The 18,014-nt window shown below is 34.1% G+C and carries 18 protein-coding genes; 4 read left to right on the forward strand and 14 right to left on the reverse strand.

Annotation, left to right across the window (positions count from 1 at the left end; translation table 11 throughout):
* Positions 1-111: 111 nt before the first annotated feature.
* Together BCR21_RS15615 and BCR21_RS15620 are read left to right on the forward strand one after the other, a co-directional pair.
* Entirely contained in the window at positions 112-846 is a 735-nt protein-coding gene (locus tag BCR21_RS15615; RefSeq protein WP_069647383.1) for a class I SAM-dependent methyltransferase, read from the forward strand.
* Between the two features lie 316 nt (positions 847-1,162).
* Complete coding sequence (locus tag BCR21_RS15620) at positions 1,163-1,561, forward strand: DUF1622 domain-containing protein (protein WP_069647384.1); 399 nt, start codon at positions 1,163-1,165, stop codon at positions 1,559-1,561.
* A 23-nt stretch (positions 1,562-1,584) separates the two neighbouring features.
* Here the strand turns inward: BCR21_RS15620 and BCR21_RS15625 are convergent, their stop codons facing one another.
* Genes BCR21_RS15625 through BCR21_RS15635 form a run of 3 tightly spaced genes read right to left on the reverse strand, consistent with a single transcriptional unit; the run spans position 1,585 to position 4,571 of the window.
* A complete protein-coding gene (locus tag BCR21_RS15625; RefSeq protein WP_069647385.1) occupies positions 1,585-1,827 on the reverse strand; it encodes a hypothetical protein in 243 nt (80 codons plus the stop codon).
* Positions 1,828-1,839: 12 nt separating this feature from the next.
* Positions 1,840-3,165, reverse strand: coding sequence for a PTS sugar transporter subunit IIC (locus BCR21_RS15630; RefSeq protein WP_069647428.1), 1,326 nt, complete (start codon positions 3,163-3,165; stop codon positions 1,840-1,842).
* Between the two features lie 23 nt (positions 3,166-3,188).
* Entirely contained in the window at positions 3,189-4,571 is a 1,383-nt protein-coding gene (locus BCR21_RS15635) for a glycoside hydrolase family 1 protein (RefSeq protein ID WP_069647386.1), read from the reverse strand.
* A 200-nt stretch (positions 4,572-4,771) separates the two neighbouring features.
* Between BCR21_RS15635 and BCR21_RS15640 the strand changes: the two genes are divergently transcribed.
* Entirely contained in the window at positions 4,772-5,539 is a 768-nt protein-coding gene (locus BCR21_RS15640) for a MurR/RpiR family transcriptional regulator (RefSeq protein ID WP_069647387.1), read from the forward strand.
* A gap of 69 nt (positions 5,540-5,608) precedes the next feature.
* Here BCR21_RS15640 and BCR21_RS15645 read toward each other — a convergent pair whose 3' ends face one another.
* Positions 5,609-6,391: a hypothetical protein gene (locus tag BCR21_RS15645; RefSeq protein ID WP_139125680.1), complete on the reverse strand. Its 783-nt coding sequence runs from the start codon at positions 6,389-6,391 to the stop codon at positions 5,609-5,611.
* A gap of 267 nt (positions 6,392-6,658) precedes the next feature.
* On the opposite strand from BCR21_RS15645, the gene BCR21_RS15650 reads away from it, so the two are divergent.
* A complete protein-coding gene (locus BCR21_RS15650; RefSeq protein WP_069647389.1) occupies positions 6,659-7,396 on the forward strand; it encodes a class A sortase in 738 nt (245 codons plus the stop codon).
* A 61-nt stretch (positions 7,397-7,457) separates the two neighbouring features.
* Here BCR21_RS15650 and BCR21_RS15655 read toward each other — a convergent pair whose 3' ends face one another.
* The 10 genes from BCR21_RS15655 to BCR21_RS15700 all read right to left on the reverse strand — a co-directional run bounded on the left by BCR21_RS15655 (position 7,458) and on the right by BCR21_RS15700 (position 17,999).
* A complete protein-coding gene (locus BCR21_RS15655; protein ID WP_069647390.1) occupies positions 7,458-7,679 on the reverse strand; it encodes a hypothetical protein in 222 nt (73 codons plus the stop codon).
* Between the two features lie 222 nt (positions 7,680-7,901).
* On the reverse strand, positions 7,902-9,587 hold the full coding sequence (locus tag BCR21_RS15660; RefSeq protein WP_069647391.1) for a glycosyltransferase family protein: 1,686 nt from the start codon (positions 9,585-9,587) through the stop codon (positions 7,902-7,904).
* 104 nt (positions 9,588-9,691) lie between these two features.
* Positions 9,692-10,441 carry a hypothetical protein gene (locus BCR21_RS15665; RefSeq protein WP_069647392.1) on the reverse strand — a complete coding sequence of 250 codons (750 nt, stop codon included), beginning with the start codon at positions 10,439-10,441 and terminating at the stop codon, positions 9,692-9,694.
* Complete coding sequence (locus tag BCR21_RS15670) at positions 10,438-11,415, reverse strand: DUF5067 domain-containing protein (RefSeq protein ID WP_069647393.1); 978 nt, start codon at positions 11,413-11,415, stop codon at positions 10,438-10,440. Before BCR21_RS15670 ends, BCR21_RS15665 begins: the two co-directional genes overlap by 4 nt.
* The gene (locus BCR21_RS15675) at positions 11,412-14,006 is read right to left on the reverse strand and encodes a YfhO family protein (protein ID WP_069647394.1); all 2,595 of its coding nucleotides are present in this window, start codon (positions 14,004-14,006) and stop codon (positions 11,412-11,414) included. Before BCR21_RS15675 ends, BCR21_RS15670 begins: the two co-directional genes overlap by 4 nt.
* Before the next feature lie 27 nt (positions 14,007-14,033).
* Entirely contained in the window at positions 14,034-14,669 is a 636-nt protein-coding gene (lepB, locus tag BCR21_RS15680) for a signal peptidase I (protein ID WP_069647395.1), read from the reverse strand.
* Between the two features lie 28 nt (positions 14,670-14,697).
* Positions 14,698-15,390 (reverse strand): signal peptidase I, encoded by a 693-nt coding sequence (lepB, locus tag BCR21_RS15685; RefSeq protein WP_069647396.1) that lies wholly within the window; start codon positions 15,388-15,390, stop codon positions 14,698-14,700.
* A 21-nt stretch (positions 15,391-15,411) separates the two neighbouring features.
* Positions 15,412-16,080 carry a hypothetical protein gene (locus BCR21_RS15690; protein ID WP_069647397.1) on the reverse strand — a complete coding sequence of 223 codons (669 nt, stop codon included), beginning with the start codon at positions 16,078-16,080 and terminating at the stop codon, positions 15,412-15,414.
* A gap of 21 nt (positions 16,081-16,101) precedes the next feature.
* Positions 16,102-17,172 (reverse strand): WxLIP family cell surface protein, encoded by a 1,071-nt coding sequence (locus BCR21_RS15695; protein WP_069647398.1) that lies wholly within the window; start codon positions 17,170-17,172, stop codon positions 16,102-16,104.
* 80 nt (positions 17,173-17,252) lie between these two features.
* Positions 17,253-17,999: a WxL domain-containing protein gene (locus BCR21_RS15700; RefSeq protein ID WP_069647399.1), complete on the reverse strand. Its 747-nt coding sequence runs from the start codon at positions 17,997-17,999 to the stop codon at positions 17,253-17,255.
* Between the last annotated feature and the right edge of the window lie 15 nt (positions 18,000-18,014).

Genomic DNA, 18,014 nt, shown 5'->3' on the forward strand with positions numbered 1-18,014 from the left:
AGTTACCCTTTTTCTGCTAATCTCTTGTTGATTTCCCTTTTATGGGTATTATCCTAGCAATCTGATACAATAAAGAAGACAGAAAGTACATTTATTAAAAGGAGATATGTAATGAAAAATGAATATGACAACCCTAATTTTTTTGCGGCATACAGCCAAATGGATCGTTCAAAAAAGGGGCTGGAAGGTGCTGGTGAATGGCATGAGCTAAAAAAACTACTACCTGACTTCGCTGGAAAAACTGTACTGGATCTGGGGTGCGGTTACGGTTGGCATTGTCGGTATGCAGTCGAAAACGGTGCTGAAAAAGTCATTGGAATTGATTTATCTGGACGAATGATTGAAAAAGCGAAGGAAATGACCGATTCTCCGAAAATCAGTTATCACTTAATGGGCATGGAAGAAATTGATGGATTGAACGAAACATTTGATATTATAATCAGCTCATTAGCACTTCATTATGTGCCGTCATTCGACGAGATTGCCAAGAAGGTCAATCACTGTTTAAAACCTGGCGGTGATTTTATCTTTTCTGCTGAACATCCGATTTTCACAGCACAAGGAACAGAAGACTGGATCTACGATCAAGAGGGGCAACCACTCTATTGGCCTGTTGACCGTTATTTTGATGAAAGTATTCGCGAAACAACCTTTTTAGGGGAAACTGTAATGAAATACCACAAAACATTGACTACCTATTTAGATGGCTTACTAACAAATGGCTTCCAAATCACTCGTTTAGTTGAGCCTATGCCTGCTCCTGAAATGCTGGAAACAAGCGCTGAAATGCGTAATGAACTACGCAGACCTATGATGTTGCTAGTTTCTGCTAAAAAAAATAACTAATAAAAAATGCCCTGACTTTAGTTGATACACTAAGTCAATGGCATTTTTTTGCTTCCTTTCGCTTAACCTTCATCTGCTATTTCATTTTTCCTAACCTTTTTGAAAACAACTTCCCTAAAAGCAGATGTCCTTCTCGATAAAAAGTACGTATAGCCAAAACTAGAAAAAACAATCAATGTCCAACTTCATTATATTCAAACTGTCCGTAAATAAAATAGTTATTAAACATATCTCCCAATCCACACAGAATAAACTTCGTGGAAATAAAAATTAGGAACTGCTATACTAGACTCACACACAAAAGGAGGAACACAACATGCACGATTTAGCACAAATGATCATGGATAATTTGATTCCCTTTTTTGATTTGTTTATTTTGGCGTTAAATATATTTTCGATTATCGTCTTGGTTTGGGGCGTTGTGATGGCCGGTATTGATTTTCTGAAAAGTGAAAAAAACGATCGAAATCGGATCGTCATGGCTCGGCAAAATAATTTTATTAAAAGCTTTCTAGGTAGCTACATTCTACTGAGTTTAGAAATACTAATTGCCGCTGACATTATTGAATCGATCATTAAGCCAACATTTCAAGATATTTTAAAATTAGCCATTTTAGTAGTGATCCGAACTGTGATCTCTTACTTCTTGCATAAAGAAATTGAAGATGCCTTGAAAGATAAGGAAAATGAAAATGATGCAAAAAAGACGAGCTGACTGAGCTCGTCTTTTTTGCTATTTTACATCATTCGTTGAACAGCCACTTGATGTGTATATTTAATTTGCAACATGGTGGCACAAATCAACGTTGCTATCATAACTGGAATCAGTGAACCGATCCACGTACTGATCATCACTGTAATACCAACCAGAAAAATCGAGCCTAAAAGCAACGACCATAACTTTCTTTGAATAAGCCATTGATTTTCTTTTAATAGATAATGTGTACCGAATATAATAAATCCGCTAATGATATAAATCATCTTCACACCCTCCTAGTTTCCTTGACTGACAGCAACAGTGTCTTCTTGTTCAACCTGCTGCTCTTGCTCCACTTGGATTTTTTCGAACATTTTAAAGAATGGATAGTAAATTGCTAATGAAACTGCAAAACAAACAAAAACCATCACACAGGCCACCCAATTCCAATTAGAGGTAATCAACGCTCCCAAAGGTGCCGGGATCGAAAACGGCGGTTTGACCATCATTTTGGGCATCCACCCTAGTGCTGTCACAATGTACACCAAAATCGTATTGACGATCGGAACAATGATAAAAGGAATCGCAAGCAACGGATTCATCACGATCGGTGTCCCAAAAATCACAGGTTCATTAATATTAAAAATCCCTGGTAAAATCGATAGTTTCCCTAACTGCTTCAAATATTTTGATTTAGAGAATAGAAATAAGAAAACAAGTGCTAACGTTGCTCCGGTTCCGCCCATCTGTGCATACCATTGATAGAATTGCTCTGTAAAAATATTGGGTAGTTGAAAAGCGCTAGTACCATTTTGAAATAATTCCGCATTTTCTAAAATCGCTTGATCCCAAAAAGGACGAATAATCGGTCCAAGAACCGCATGACCATGAATACCCAAAGCCCAGAATAAACAAATCATAAATTGTGTAATAATACCGCCAAAAAGATTATTTCCTGTCAAAAAGACTTTTAACGGTGAAATTGCTATACTTAGTAAATCATTCAAATTGAAATTGAAAAAATGACGTGGAATCCAGAAAACCAAAATCACTAATAAGGTCGGCAGTAGCGCCGCAAATGATTCTCCTACAACTGGCGGAACGCCTTCTGGCATCTTGATCTCCAACTTTTTCTCTTTAGTAAAACGATAAATTTCAACAGAAATCAGCGCTGCCACGATCGCTCCAAATAATCCTTGTGAGCCAAGTGGTGTAATCGGGATGTATCGACCGCCTGCAACCGCATTTCCAGCGATATCTACACCTTCTTGAAGATTGACCGGCATAACCATTAAAAGCGTTGCTAGCATCGAAAGAAAGCCGCTGGTGATTTTATCTAATTTATACGTGTTTCCAAGAAATGAACCGATTGTAAACGCTGCATATAGAGACATCAAACCAACAGTAAAACGAAACGGAACATCTAAGGCCGCCAAATACGGTGCAATCATTTCAGAATAGCCGGGAATCGGCAAGTTCAGTAAAATCGTAAAAAACGAACCAACAATTGTTAAAGGCAAGATCGATATCAAGCCATTTCTAATTGCTTGTAAGTGCCGCTGGTTACCGATCGCATTTGCAATCGGCAACAATTTCATCGCTAAATTATCGAGAGTTTTCATCATAAGGACCACTCTTCCTTTCTTTAATCAAACCCGTTGTTTTCAATCATTTCTTTAAACCATAAACCAGATTTTTTCACTGTTTTTGCGCCTGTCGAAAGGTCCAACCGATAAAAACCATAACGATTTTTATACGCATTGCCCCAAGACCAGCAATCTACAAAAGTCCACATATGGTAGCCTAAACAATTGCTACCTTCATCCATCGCTTGATTTAAATACATCAAGTGCTCTTTCAAAAAATCAATACGGTAATCATCTTGGACAATACCTTCTTCAATAAACGCTTCTTCTCCTTCGATCCCGATTCCATTTTCAGAAACAAACCAATCTATGTTTCCATATTCTGTCTGAATTTTTTTAGCAATGTCATAAATTCCTTTTGGATAAATCTCGATTCCACGTGACGTGTTCATCCGTCTACCAGGCATCACATATTCATCAAAAAACCATTCTGGCGAAAAAACACCTTGTGGATTCGGTAGACATTCTTTTGCCTTCACTCTTCTAGGCCGATAGTAATTAATGCCTAACAAATCAATACTTGTGGTTGCAATTAACTGAATATCCGTTTCAGTTACTTCTGGAAGTTGATCATATTCTTCTAAAACTTCCCTCAGCCGTTCTGGATATTTCCCTTTTAAAATCGCATCATTAACACTTTTCGTATAAAATAAGTCGGCCATTTCAGCAGCATATAGATCGGCTGGATTTTGACTGCGTGGATAAACGGGAATCACGTCCATGATGATCCCAATTTTACCTGCTAATTTCATTTCACGGTACACTTTTACTGCTTCACAATGGGCTAAAATAATATTGTGTAAAACCGTTGCGGCTCGTTTAAAATCAACGACATAAGGATAATGACGATCATGCAGATAGCCTGCTTCTGCTGGAATCATCGGCTCATTAAAGGTAAACCAATACTTCACCCGATCGCCAAATAATTCAAAACATGTTTTAGCATACTGCTTATACGCTTCGATCACTTCTTTATTTTCAAATCCTCCTTTCTCTTGAAGCACCATCGGCATATCGAAATGATACAAATTAATAAACGGCTCCACTTTATTAGCAATCAATTCATCAATCACATTATTATAAAACTGCACCGCTTCTGAGTTAACTTTTCCTGTACCATTCGGTATCAAACGAGACCATGAAATCGATGTACGAAATGAGTTAAATGAAATATCCTGCATTTTTTGAATATCTTGTTGATGGTCGCGATAAAATAAAGAAGTATTTTCTGTCGTGACACCATCGTAAAAACGATGATTATATTCTTTTGACGCATAGTCCCAGATATTCTCCCCTTTTCCATCTCCTACAACACGGCCTTCCGCTTGTGTCGCACTTGATGCCGCTCCCCAGAAAAACGTTTTTGGAAATTCTACTTTCATTATTTATTCCTCCAATTTTCAGACTAAACTCGTGTATCAAACAATTTTAATTCTCTTGCAGATTGCGCTTTCACGCTCTATAATTGGAGTATAGCATTGATTATAATGTTTTGTTATGCGCTTTCATTCCTTTGTGATAAGTGACGGCTTTTGTCATTTCTCACAATTTTGTCACAGTTTGTAACCACAAGGAGGACGCTATGCTTTTTTTAGATTATATTCCCGATTTAAACCCTTTAGAATATGAGATTTATCATTATATCGCCAATCATTTAAAAATCGTCACCTATATGCGGATCAGAGATTTAGCAGATGAAACGCACACGAGTACCGCTAGTATTTTACGTTTTTGTCATAAATTTGAATGTAATGGTTTTTCTGAATTCAAAGTAAAACTTCAATTATATTATGAATCCATCAACCAAGCCCAAATCGCCGATGTTGATGAGACTCAGCACATTCATTTTTTAGAACGTGTCAACGAACCTTTTCTTGATAACAAAATCGAGCAAGCTGTTACTCTTTTAGCGGATAAAGGTTTGGTCCTTTTTCTCGGATCCGGTTCTTCTGAACCAATTGCTGCTTACGGTTCACTTTATTTTACAAACTTATCTCAAACTGCCTTACGTATTGAAGATCCTTCTAATTACCCAATCGAATGGTTTCCAGATGACATACTGGCACGTACCTGTGTGATCGCGTTGTCCGTCACTGGTGAAACCAAAGAAATCATTCACTATATCAAACGCCTGAATACAAAAAAATGCCCGATCATTTCCATCACAAATAGTGACAGTTCCACGATCAGCCGCATGTCTGATTTGAATATTCCTTATACGATCAATCGGGAAACCATTTATAAAACTAGTGATAATCATGATAAAACGATTGAACTAACCTCACAGCTACCAGCACTTTTTCTAATTGAAAAAATTGCAAAACGTCTAAGATTACAAAAAAATATTTAACATAAAAAAAACAAACAGGAAAAAGTGTTGCACTTTCTTCTGCTTGTTTTCTTCTATTATATATCATGCTCATGCTTGTCTTGGCAATTCGGTAAATCCAAATTCATCTTCTTGCATTAAACGCCACGTGCGTTTTGCTGTATTGTAAATCAATATTGCTATTACTGGTTCGTTGCGATAAGCGAAGTTTTTTGTTTTCCATAAAGAATCTTCTACTACATGAATGGGAATATGATATTCTTTACCTTTGATATCCATCTGATCAAAACAGAAAACAACACCTTCTTGTAAAATCGGCTTCATTTCTTTCAACAATTCTACATCCAGTTTCTCAACTGAAATGCCACGTTTAAAAAACGTTTTCCGATCATTAACTTTCTCCAAGATTACTCGAGTGATTTTATCTGCTAGAATTCGATAAAACTCATCAATATAACGATAATAAACCCTAGTCATATGATCAACGAATTCAAAAAAAACAAAATCATTCTGTAATTTATAAAAGAACGGCGAATGCAGACTGGTTTTCATATGTCCAAAATAAAGTAACTCTGAAATCTCCAAAGGCGTTAATTCTTTGAGCATCATAACATCTGAGAAATCGATCCATTTAATTTCTTCGTTCATTTTCCGACGATGAGCTGTAGAAAAATATTGGTCTACATTCTCTTGTCCGCGAATAATCTTCAGTCCACTGTGCATATCATACTCTCCTTCTTCAGTAGAAGGATTCAGCAATAACAGATTCTTAGGGTGATGAACAATGGAGCGCGTAAAGTCTGTATGTGTAATTCCTTTTGATAATACTGCATTACTTGTCATATCAATATGTACATAAATCAAGTCCAACATTTGTTCCATCACCCCTCTCATATGTCTTCTATTACATTCTACAATATTTCTGTAAGAAAAGCTTGTGTCTTTTATTTTAAGATTCAGTTACAAAGAGTTAAAAGGAGACACTTCCTATACAAAATAGCAAATATCCGCTAAAAATAATATACGATTTCCGTATTTTTAAGGTTCCTTTTAAATAGTCATGTTTATAAAAAAATAAATATTTTAAACTAGGGTTTCAAAATGATTTATGATACACTTAAAGAAAAAAGGAGGAAGCTTATGGCCTCAAGAAAAGAACGCCCTAAAAAGAAAAAATCAAGAAAAAGAAATTGGCTGATCAATATCTTCCTATTCTTATTACTTATTGTTGGTTTAGCCTTAATCTTCAATACACAAATTAGAAATATGCTGATCCAGCAAAATGGTAAAGCCTATGCGGTGGACAAATTAACACCTGAAATCGTTGAAAAGAATAATCAGACAGATACTTCTTTTGACTTTGCTGCAGTTGAATCTCTTAGTACAGAAGCCGTGCTAAAAGCCCAACTTGAAAATAAAAACTTGCCTGTTATTGGAGCAGTTGCACTTCCTGATGTAAAAATCAATTTACCGATTTTTAGAGGATTGGATAATGTTGTTTTACTAACTGGGGCTGGAACGATGAAACCTGACCAAGAAATGGGTAAAGGCAATTACGCTCTAGCAAGTCACCGTGTACAGGATATGATTTCTTTATTTTCGCCATTGGAATATTCTAAACCTGGAGAATTAATCTATACAACTGATTTAAATAATGTTTATACATATAAAATCACTTATGTTGAAAAAATCGATCCTTCTCGTGTGGAGTTGATCGATGACGTCCCTGGTAAGAAGATGATTACATTGATCACTTGTGGAGATATGTATGCTACGACTCGGATTGCGGTTCAAGGAGAACTGGGATCTGTGACACCTATGAAAGATGCCACACAAGCAATGACGGATGCATTCCAAATGGAACAGTTGACGTTGTAAAATAAAAAAGCTGACACACAAAATTTTTCATTTGTGTGTCAGCTTTTTCTAAACGAGTCATTTATAAATGACTTGTTTTTCTCATCCTATGATAACCATAACGAATCATTGATAAAATCAATACGATTGGATACATGAACAATGTCACAGCGAACCATTCAACACTAAATACAGACATAAAAGATAGATAATAAGTAACAGCATAAATCAATGGCAGAACGATTGCCAATAACCCATAATACAAACTCATCTCAAATACTACTGATTTATATAAACGCTTCATGATTCATTTCCCCAATCTCTTTGACTTATCTAATAGATTTTTTCTCTTTGTCGTTGTTCTCTACTTTTCTATTGTAGAGTTTTTAGTTGAGAAAAACATCCATCTTTAGTCTGAGATATTGAATATTGTCTAATGCATTTATATTTTAACATGTGAAAAATAGTCACTCGATTGGATAAACCATCTCTAAATATTGCTTTTTTATATAACTATATTTATTATCTATAATTCGTTATTAGTACGATATTTTATTTTACGCTTATTTATGAGGTATCCTGCTAAAGAAATCCACGTGACCAAACTTACCCCAAATGATACTTTTTGGATAATTGTTCCTTTATACCAGAATTCCACCGTACCTTCACCAGAAACAGTAACTTCACTTAACCCTTTAAATTCTTTACTTTCTTCAACTTTACTAATTTTGCCTGAACCAGTTACTTCGGCAACATATCCTTTATAATAAATGATTGGTAGTGTAACGGTTGTTGGTGGATTTGCAGTATAATTGAAAGTAATCATATTATAAGAGCGATCTGCATCATTAATTTTTATATCTTTCGAACTTGTGTAAATACCTGAAATTTCATTCACTGTTTTTTGATAGTTCATACCAGCAGGAAGATATTCCTTTCCAACACCCAAATCATACCCATCTAGTTTGGAAAAGGAATTATACTCCATTTTATATTTCTTACCTTCTACTAATTCAAAATGGATAACACTACCTAATAAAAATAAAACCGCGCACGACGCCACAACAAAAGACTGATACCGTTTATTTCGAAATATTACTGAAAGACTATCTGCCAATACCCACGTGATAGAGATTGTTACGATTATAAAATACCGCCATGGAAATTGAATTGTATTGAACATAGTATCATGAAATAAATAATGTGGAAAATGGTCTGTTGCTAAAACAAAAAACACTATTCCCAATAATAGCAGTTGCTTATTTTGAACTGTTATTCTCTTTATTCTTATTAATAAAAATAATATTGCTACAATAATTAACCATCCTAAATTGTTAAATCCCTTATTAAGCATAGCATTTTGAATATATTCTACAATAGAAGCAGCACTTGTCTGCAAATCGAAAATCTGATCTGATTGGACATTTAACTTTTGAAATATCAACTGTTCAACTGTTGGCAACAAATTCACTATTACCATTAGTATAGTAAGAAGTGTTGCATAAATTAAATACACTATTCTTCTTTTTTCTTTGACTAATATAGGAATATTCAACAGTAGGTAACCTACAATGAACAAGCAAAAAATAAGTGTAGACAACGTATGCGAAAAAAATAGGCTCGCCATTCCAGTAGATAGAACATAAAACTTCTTTTCGTTTCCTCTAACTATTTGAATAAGCCCCGCTAGAGCAATTGGCAATACCATCAAAGCCAAAATTTCGCCTAACGCTCCCCGAACAACCACATCTGCTATTCGATAAGAAGATAATCCATACAATATAGCAAAAAATAAGCTTTTTTGTTTACTATGGCTAATTGAATGGAATGAATGATACGCTACAACAAAAGTCAAAAAAGTTACTAGCAACATATAATACATATACGATAATCCTAAAGAGAAACCCACGCAACGAAGTAAAGCTGCTGGATATAAAAATATATCCGAATAAAATATGCTGGACGCATAGCCCATTCCAAAAGCAAAAAAATGAGCGATTCTTGGGAAATAGTCTCCAGCACTTATTGCATTATACAAGGATTCTATCCTATTAAGATGAAAATAAGTATCATGTCCCAGATTTATTTTCATTCCTTGAATATATGGAACATAAACACTGATATAGCTTATCACAAAAAATAGAAAGTATAGATAACCTATTGGAAGTTTTGGGATTTCCTTAAACAACTTTTTCATTTTTACTTTTAACATTTTTTACCCATTTCCTTTTAAATGTACTTAATTCCTAAGGGCTGATTTTATTATCTTTCACACAATCATAGCTCACTCCGTCATATATAATTGGATTACAATAATTATTTCGTATTGTCTGATATTTCCGCATTAACCTCTTTAAACTCACCTAAATTATTGTAAATTGCTGAAATAGATTTTGCTAGTTCTTCATTTTCATTTATCCCTACGGTGTTAGTCACAATTGCAACAGAATCGTTCCTAATCGGGTCCTGCAATTCTTTGATTTGCTTCTCATACCCAGCGATACCATCCTTCGTCAGACCTTCAGGCAGCTTCATAATTCCAGCTATATCTTGCGTCAATGGATATAATTTTTTTTGAAGAAAGGGATCATTGCCAATTGCCGATACCACATTGACCTCTTGTCTTTTTAAGCGTACTTGTTTTGTCTGTCCTAAAAATTCATAAATTAGACTAACTCTTGTTATAAAGCGAAGCTTTTCTTTCTCATAAAATGGATATATTGTACGGAATTCTAATTCACCATCTTTTGAAAATACACTATATTTTGATTCTCCAGCCTCTACTCCTTCAGAATCAAATGTCCTGGTTAAAACTTCTTTAAATTGTTCATACGACTTTGGAATACTTAACTTATACTTGTCCTTCACTATTTCAAGTGCTTCATCTTCGGTTTTCAAATCTAAATAATCAGCATTATTAAAGTTTTTTTCTCTCTCACTTATATATGAAAGTGTTTGATCGTCTTTTGATAACTTCTCATGAATACTGGGTTTTGAACAACCAACAAACACCCAAACTAACCCTACTATAAGAATAGATATTAACTTTTTCTGTTTTTTTATCATTCTGGTACCACCGCCATTGTAGATTTGGTTCCTGGAAATGCATCTTGCGAATACATTAACTCCACTGGGGTCTTGTCATTTAATTCGAAGAAAAGAACACTTTCGACACTTTTCCCTTGTGAAACCATTTCATTGTGCGTATTCTCTAAATCTTTTACATCAAGAAAAGTTGTATCTTCTGGTAAGCTTCCCAGATCCAATTGTTTATCTTTTTGCTTAGCTGTAATAAGAGCATCAACTACAGAAGGTGCAGCTGGTTCTGGTTGTAAATTAGTAAAGGTATAACGAATGGCTAATAAATCTTTTTTGTCTTTTCCTGTAACCTTACGTGTAGCTGTCATTTGAATTTTCATTTGTGCATTTTCTAATGTAACTATATCTCCTTCTTCTTCCACTTGCTTCTCCTGGGCTTTTTTAGCTTTTTTAGTATCAAATCCAACTTCTACAAGTGTTTCTATGGAAGCGTCAATCACTTCAGAGCGTTTTTCATATTTATTATCATCTGCCGAATAAAATGTTACTTGAACAAATCCATTGTCTGTCCAAATATAGTAAAGATGCGCCCAAACTTTTTTCTCGTTGAACATCGTATACAACGTATATTTACTCGCCGGTTTTCCGTTCACTTTAAATTCCTTCATGTAAACATCTTTGATATTTTTATAACCATAGCGTTTTTTAAATTGTTCTCTTGTTTTTTTAGAAAAGCCTTGATGTGGCACATCCTTTACTGGTGTAATCGCCACAAACATATTAGAATTACTTTTCTTATCTTCTGCACTAAAAACAGTCTGAAGCCCATATTCATTTGATTTATCTTCTTTATCTACTTCCCAATTAGTTGGTAATTGCATTTCATAAGATATCCCTTGACCTTCAAATTCTTTTTTCTTTTCGCTCAACTTTTCTCCACAGCCAGCAATAAGAATTATCGTAACTAACAAAAATATACTGATTACGTTTTTTCGTTTCATTTAAATTCCTCCGAACTAATTTTCAACAGTTTCTTTTTATTCCAATACACATAAAAAATAAATAATACTATACAACCTACAAATAGAAGAACACCCAACTTGAATCCTTTAGGATAATAAGTTAAACGTAACGTATGCTGTCCTTTTGGAACTTTAACTGCAATCAAAGAATCTTGAACTGGCTTGATATTTACAGATTTTCCGTCTAGTGTCGCTTTCCAACCTTCCTCATAAGGAATTGTTGTAAATACAACTTGCTCTTTCTCCAATTTCATATCTGCTTGTGCATGATTTCCTTTTACATCAAAGGCAACTTCTTTTTTCTTCATTTCTTTTATAGCTTTTTGAAACTCATTTGTTTTTAAGAGAGCTACAGAAGGTCTCACCACTCTGACTACTGGCTGACCTCTAAAGAAGACTGTAACCTTCACTTTAGTCTCTTTATTGTAATGTCCTAGATTATAGAATTTTCCTGTCTCCATCAGACTACTTGACTCTTTACGTCCGCCATTTACACTAACTTCAGCTACCCCTTGACCTAATCCATCCATTAATCCAACATCTAAAGTCAAATAAGCTTGTGTTTGAGCTGGAACATTTACTTCCCATGTAATCACTTGAGCTTCATTATTTATTTCTTCTGAGAAATAAGTAAATGCCCCTTCTTCTCGAATCTGCATATTTTTCCGCTCTACTTCTTTTACATCAGTAAATTGATAGATAGAGTCATTTATTCCAGATAAGTGTTTGATCAATGTTGTTTGATTACTATTATTCTCTTTCTTGTAAATATCTTTATCAGTAATTATCCCCAAAGGCATGGAATATTCATTCTCATATAACGAATATTCTCCATTCGACTGAATTTTTTTAAAGCCAAATTTTTGAGGATTATTTTTCGCTATGTTGTATTTTATCCCCAACAAGGAGTCCATCAAAAGTGTATTGTTGTCATAGGCGATGGTCAAATTAGTCCCTGGCGAACGAAAACCTAGCGTGTTCATATACTGTGATGAATGTCGGTTACGAATAGAAGAAAACATTGTTACACCTGAATAGTTATGATTAAAACTGTCAGTTCTAGTAACCGGATTTAGATTCTCTAAGCGATAAAATCCATCATTATCCATTTTCGTTTTTTCTACTAATTTATCAATTTTTTTATACGGTTTTACATAGTTTTTTCTTGAAATATATCCCCACTCATTGTTAATGCCCAGAAATAGTTGATGGGTATTAAAAGATACTTCGTAACAAACAATAGCGAGTAAAATATAAGGAATAAATTTTGCTCCTTTTTTATCACTATCTTTCAACGCGAAAAGAATAACATATACAAAAAGCAACGCAAAAGTAACTATTAACGTTTTTGAAGTAATATAATCATATCTCTTTTTATTAGACAAAATAACTGCTGCTAAGAAAAGTCCTCCTACCATTAGAAAAATATTAACTAATAGATTAAAATCTTTCTTTTCAAACTTCTCCATACCATATCCAGCCATAATAACTACCAGCGTAGAAAATAAAAAACTAAAACGAAACAGAAACATATTAGGCGAATGAAATCCTTGCCAAAACAAGTTCAAAGTTTCTATATAGAAACTAATAATTAAAAACAGGAATAAACTACCGTATAGAAGTTTATTTTTTAGCGTAATTTTTTTGCTGACAAAATAAAAAATACAAAAGATCAGTGGCAATAACCCAATATAGACAAACGGACCAGAACCGAATTTTGATGTGTCATATGTTCCAACCATATTTTTGATAATCAGATCCCACGGCCCAACATTTTTTGTAAAAAAACTAGTAATTGAGTCCACTTTCTCGCCGTTTGATTTTAAATCAATAACAGAGGGTAGAATGATCACCATGGAAGCGCCACCTGCAAGTATAGAAGTCAATAAATATGATAGGATAGATGACTTATACCGTTTAGAATCCGTAAACAAACGGATAAAATAATAAAGAAAAGAGAATACACCTACCATAAATGCTATGTAGTAATTACTAATAAATAGAAGAAAATAACTGACAAATAACAAGCTCATTTTCTTCTTATCCATCAGCCTTTGAATCCCTAATAAAATTAACGGTAGATAGATCAATGCATCCATCCACATTAAAAAGATAGAGTAGGCGATTGTAAAACTAAGTAACGCATAACAAGTACTTAAAATCAAATTTGCCCATTCAGGTAGTTTGTAAGAATTGCGAGCATACACCCAAAAACTTGCGCCCATTGCACCGATTTTTGTCAAAAAAATGATATACATGGCATCTGGCATATGTACATTATCAAAGAAATAAACCAAAAAACTAAAAATACTGTTGATATAATAACTCATTAGGGAAATAAAATTCAGCCCTAATGAACCGGACCAAGTGTATAAAAGTGATTGCTCCCCGTGAAGAGCATTATTAAAGCCTGAGTAAAAATTCACCAGCTGTCCAAAACCATCACTCGTTAATATCGTTAAATCACTTGTCGGATAAATTCCTAAACGAAAATAACTGATTGCCACAATGCTAACCGGGATAAGAAAACTAATAATAAAACCCAGTGCATATTTTTTTATAAAATTCATTCTATGTAGTCACTTCCTTATTTGTTTTTAATCAATCGAACCCAATGCATTAAGTGGATAATATCTATAAGAGACAACGCCTTCTACTTGCTTTGTATCAACTAATCCTAATTGTCGGCTATCTGTTGAATTATTTCTATTGTCTCCCAAAACAAAAAATTGATTTTCAGGAATTTTTTCCATTCCTTGTAGTTTCGCTGCTACATTCCATGAGACACGTACTTTTAAAGTCCCATCTGGTAATTCAGTTCCTGCCAAGTTCAATTCATTTTCAGGAGTTGGGTTTGTCTCTGCCATCTGATAATTTAAGTAAACAGTATTTTCGTCTAACCAAATTCGATCACCAGGTAATCCCATCACTCTTTTCACAAAAAAATCACTTGTTTTTTTGTTAGGTTTAAACGTTATAAGGGAGTAACGGGAAGGTTCTTTCCCTTTCACTACTAGTATACGATCCTTATTTTTTAAAGTTGGCATCATAGAGTCTCCACTAACAACATGAGTTTTGATTTTCACAAGCAAAAGCACGCCTAACAAAAGAAAGATAAAAAAACAAATTCCTTTTAGAAAAGTACGCCGTTTTTCTGAACTTGTCTTTTTTTCTAATTTTTCTATATTTAAATCAGTATTCTCATTTTTTTTTTGTCTGTTCTTTTTAAACATAGCTTCATTCCTTCTTCTATTATTCCCCTTAAAATTGTTGGATTTTATGAACTGGGAATAGACGCATCTCAACAACACCTATGATTTCATGTTTACTAACATAGCCATAATCACGACCGTCTATTGCATACGGTCTATTATCTCCCAAAAGTAAATATTCTCCTTCTGGAATAGTCACCGTTCCATCTCCCCAGTCTTCAGTAAAAACTGTTTGACTACTCTTCGCTCGATCTAACTGCTCATACAAAAAACGCTCATACATATCAATGTCATTGACATATAACTTATCATCTTTATATCTAATTCGTTCCCCTGGCAACCCAATAACACGACGAACAGAATATTCATTACTTTTCGGCTCTTTATACAAAACCATTTTAAATCGTTTGATATTGGCTAATTTATTAACAAATGTCCACTCACCATCATTCACTGTAGGCATCATAGAATAGCCTTCAATTTTAACAAAAGAAAACGTAAATAGTGACACCACATATAAAACGACACCTAATAAAGCCAAAGCAATCAAGAATTCTTTCAATGTTCGTTTTATTTTGAAACGCCATTGCTTCTTTTTTAACCCTCGCCTTTTTTCAGGTCGTCGTTCAGATTTTTTCTTCAAGGTGGACTTTTTTTTTTTGCTAAGATGAACAGATTGCTCTTGATTTCGTCGCTTCTTAGAATATGAGCTTTTTTTTATATGACTTACTCTTTTACTCATATAAGAAACCCTTTCATTCGCTTACTTCTTTTGTTTCAGCGCTGCTTCATTTACACTAAACTGTTTGAATATTTTCTTTTGTATCGCTTTTATCTGATTCAATGTGTCCAAATAAGAAGATACCGTTTCGGGATTACTTAATTGTTCTGTTGATAATGAATACGTATTTATACTAAAATCACGAATTCTTGCATAATAACGTACTAATAACTTTTGTCCTTCTTTTGATAACCCATTAGATGGCCCAACACCTGCAGCATAAGAAGCAAGTAACGAGGTACGATCATCCAATGTTTTTTTAGTCTTTTCAGGATCAGCACCCTCTTGAAGATTTACTAAGCTTTTTTCTACTTCATCTGTTAAGAAATAGCTTTGAATCAATGTGTTGCCATCTTCTGTAGTTAAATTAGTCATTTGATAATAACGTGTATAGGCTCCACTAGCGACAGAAATTCCAGATATAACTAGTAAAATAAAAGTTCTACCAAGATACTTCTTTTTTTTCTTGTCTAATTGTCGACGCATCTTTAACCAACGCTTTTTTTTGGTTTTATTTTTAGGTCGTTTTTGTTTCATCTTTTTCAATTGATTATTTGTACTAAAAAACAAAATAATACATACTATAAATAACAAAAATGTAAGAAATGCTAATGATAAGCTCCCAACAAAAACCCACTCCAATACGCTCATATCCACTAGCCTCCTTTAATCTTATTTCTTCTTTTTAGATTTTTTTTTCTTCTTTTTTTTCTTTTTAGATAAAACACGAACAAGAACAAACAATCCAATAAATACAACTAATACTCCGCCGACAATCACAGCAATTAATTTCCAATTGATTCCTCTTTCTTGAATCAATGAAACATCTTGGGAATTGTATTTATCTGCTTCTTCTTGGGTTATTGTAAAATCTTCTTTCCATTCCCATTTTTTATCGCCTGATGTCACTAACACGTGACCAACATAATTCCCAGCTTCAATCGCTTCACCATTTAAGTTCACAGGAAAGTTTATATAAGATGTTGGCGCCATTCGATAATTAGCTTTCTTCGATTCATAGATTACTTCATCTGAACCTTTTTTAAATATCTGAGCATCTACAGACATTGCTTCTAAATATTCCATTTCTGTATTAGAAAAATTCACTACAATCGCATTTCTATAGTTTGTTAATCCTGCGGAAATTTTATTTAATTTCAGTTCTGGCTGAACTTTTTGATCGGTTTCACTTAACAAGACACCTACTAAAAAGCTATACTTATTTACTACTCCTTTTGCTTTTTCATTTGCTTCTTTTTCTTCTTTCGTCTCTTCTTTTTGCATATAGATACCACCTGACACATAACCATCATACTTTTCGCTTGGCATAGCAATCTCTACAGGAACATTTACTTGCCCCTTAGCAGGTATAGTAGTTTTTTCAGGAATTTTTACAATATCTTTAATATCATATTTTAAAGATGAATCATTTTTTAGTTCTGTTGGACCATATTCAACAACACCATTACTATTTGTTTTCGCACTATTGACGGCTAAATTAATGACCATATCTTGATCTGAATCATTATATAACTCTATTTCTACCATTTGTTTTTGATTTGGTTCCATGCGCAAATCAAAATATCCGGCATCATTATTTTGATTTGCGGGTCGTTTTATGTAGTAACTAAAACCAACATCTGCCTTACTTGGCACTTCGTTTGCGTATGATACTTGTGGAGCTACTACCATACAAGTTATGTAAAAAATTAAAATAACCACTGCTTTGTAATATTGTTTCATATTATTTTCCCTTCTCTTCATCGATAAAATAAGCACCGATCCACCATTAAAGCGGATCGGTGAAAAATTACTCTATACTTTTATTTTGTAGTAGACATAGTCCAAGTAATTTCGCCTGTATAGTCACCTTGTGTAACTGTTTGGTCATTACCGATTGATAATGCTACAGATTTATCAGAAGCAGTTGCATCTGTTGCTTTAATGTAACCAAAGGTAATGTGTGTTCTACCTTGTCCTTTTGCTTTATCAGCGTCTGCTCTGCTATTGATGATTGGTGTAGTTTCGCCTTCTGTAATTGTTACAGTTTTGCCGTCAGCAACTGCTGATTCAGGTAAGGCAATACTTGCATCAGCTTTGCTTTGCAAGTGGATATTTGAATACATAAGTGTTGATCCAGAAAGTTCTTTTTCACCAGCTTTTAATTTACCAGTAATTTGTCCTGATACTGAATAGTTATGATCTTCTGTTAAACGCTCATCGTTGATTAGTACGTAGTTTGCAGAAGAACCCACGCCCTCTTGTGTCCAGTTTTTCGCCCAGAAAGTACGTGCATTTGCTGCAAGAGTTACTTCACCAAAGCTTAAAGGTGTAACACCTTCAACTCCAAATTCTTTGTATGTTCCACCAGGAATTGACATTGTTTTTCCAGATGAAACCACTTCTTCAGAATGACCTGGATCAATATCTCCAGTTGTTTTACGAGCGAATTGAATATCCATTCCGCCTTTGTTTGTATCTTCCAAAGCTTTCGTAGTACTTGGAATAGCTAAAGATACTCCTACGGCTGCTAATAAAGCTGCTCCGCATAATTTGTGTGTTAATTTCATTTGTGTTTCCTCCTA

It is taken from the genome of Enterococcus ureasiticus, from assembly GCF_001730285.1.
Taxonomy (GTDB): Bacteria; Bacillota; Bacilli; order Lactobacillales; family Enterococcaceae; genus Enterococcus_L; species Enterococcus_L ureasiticus.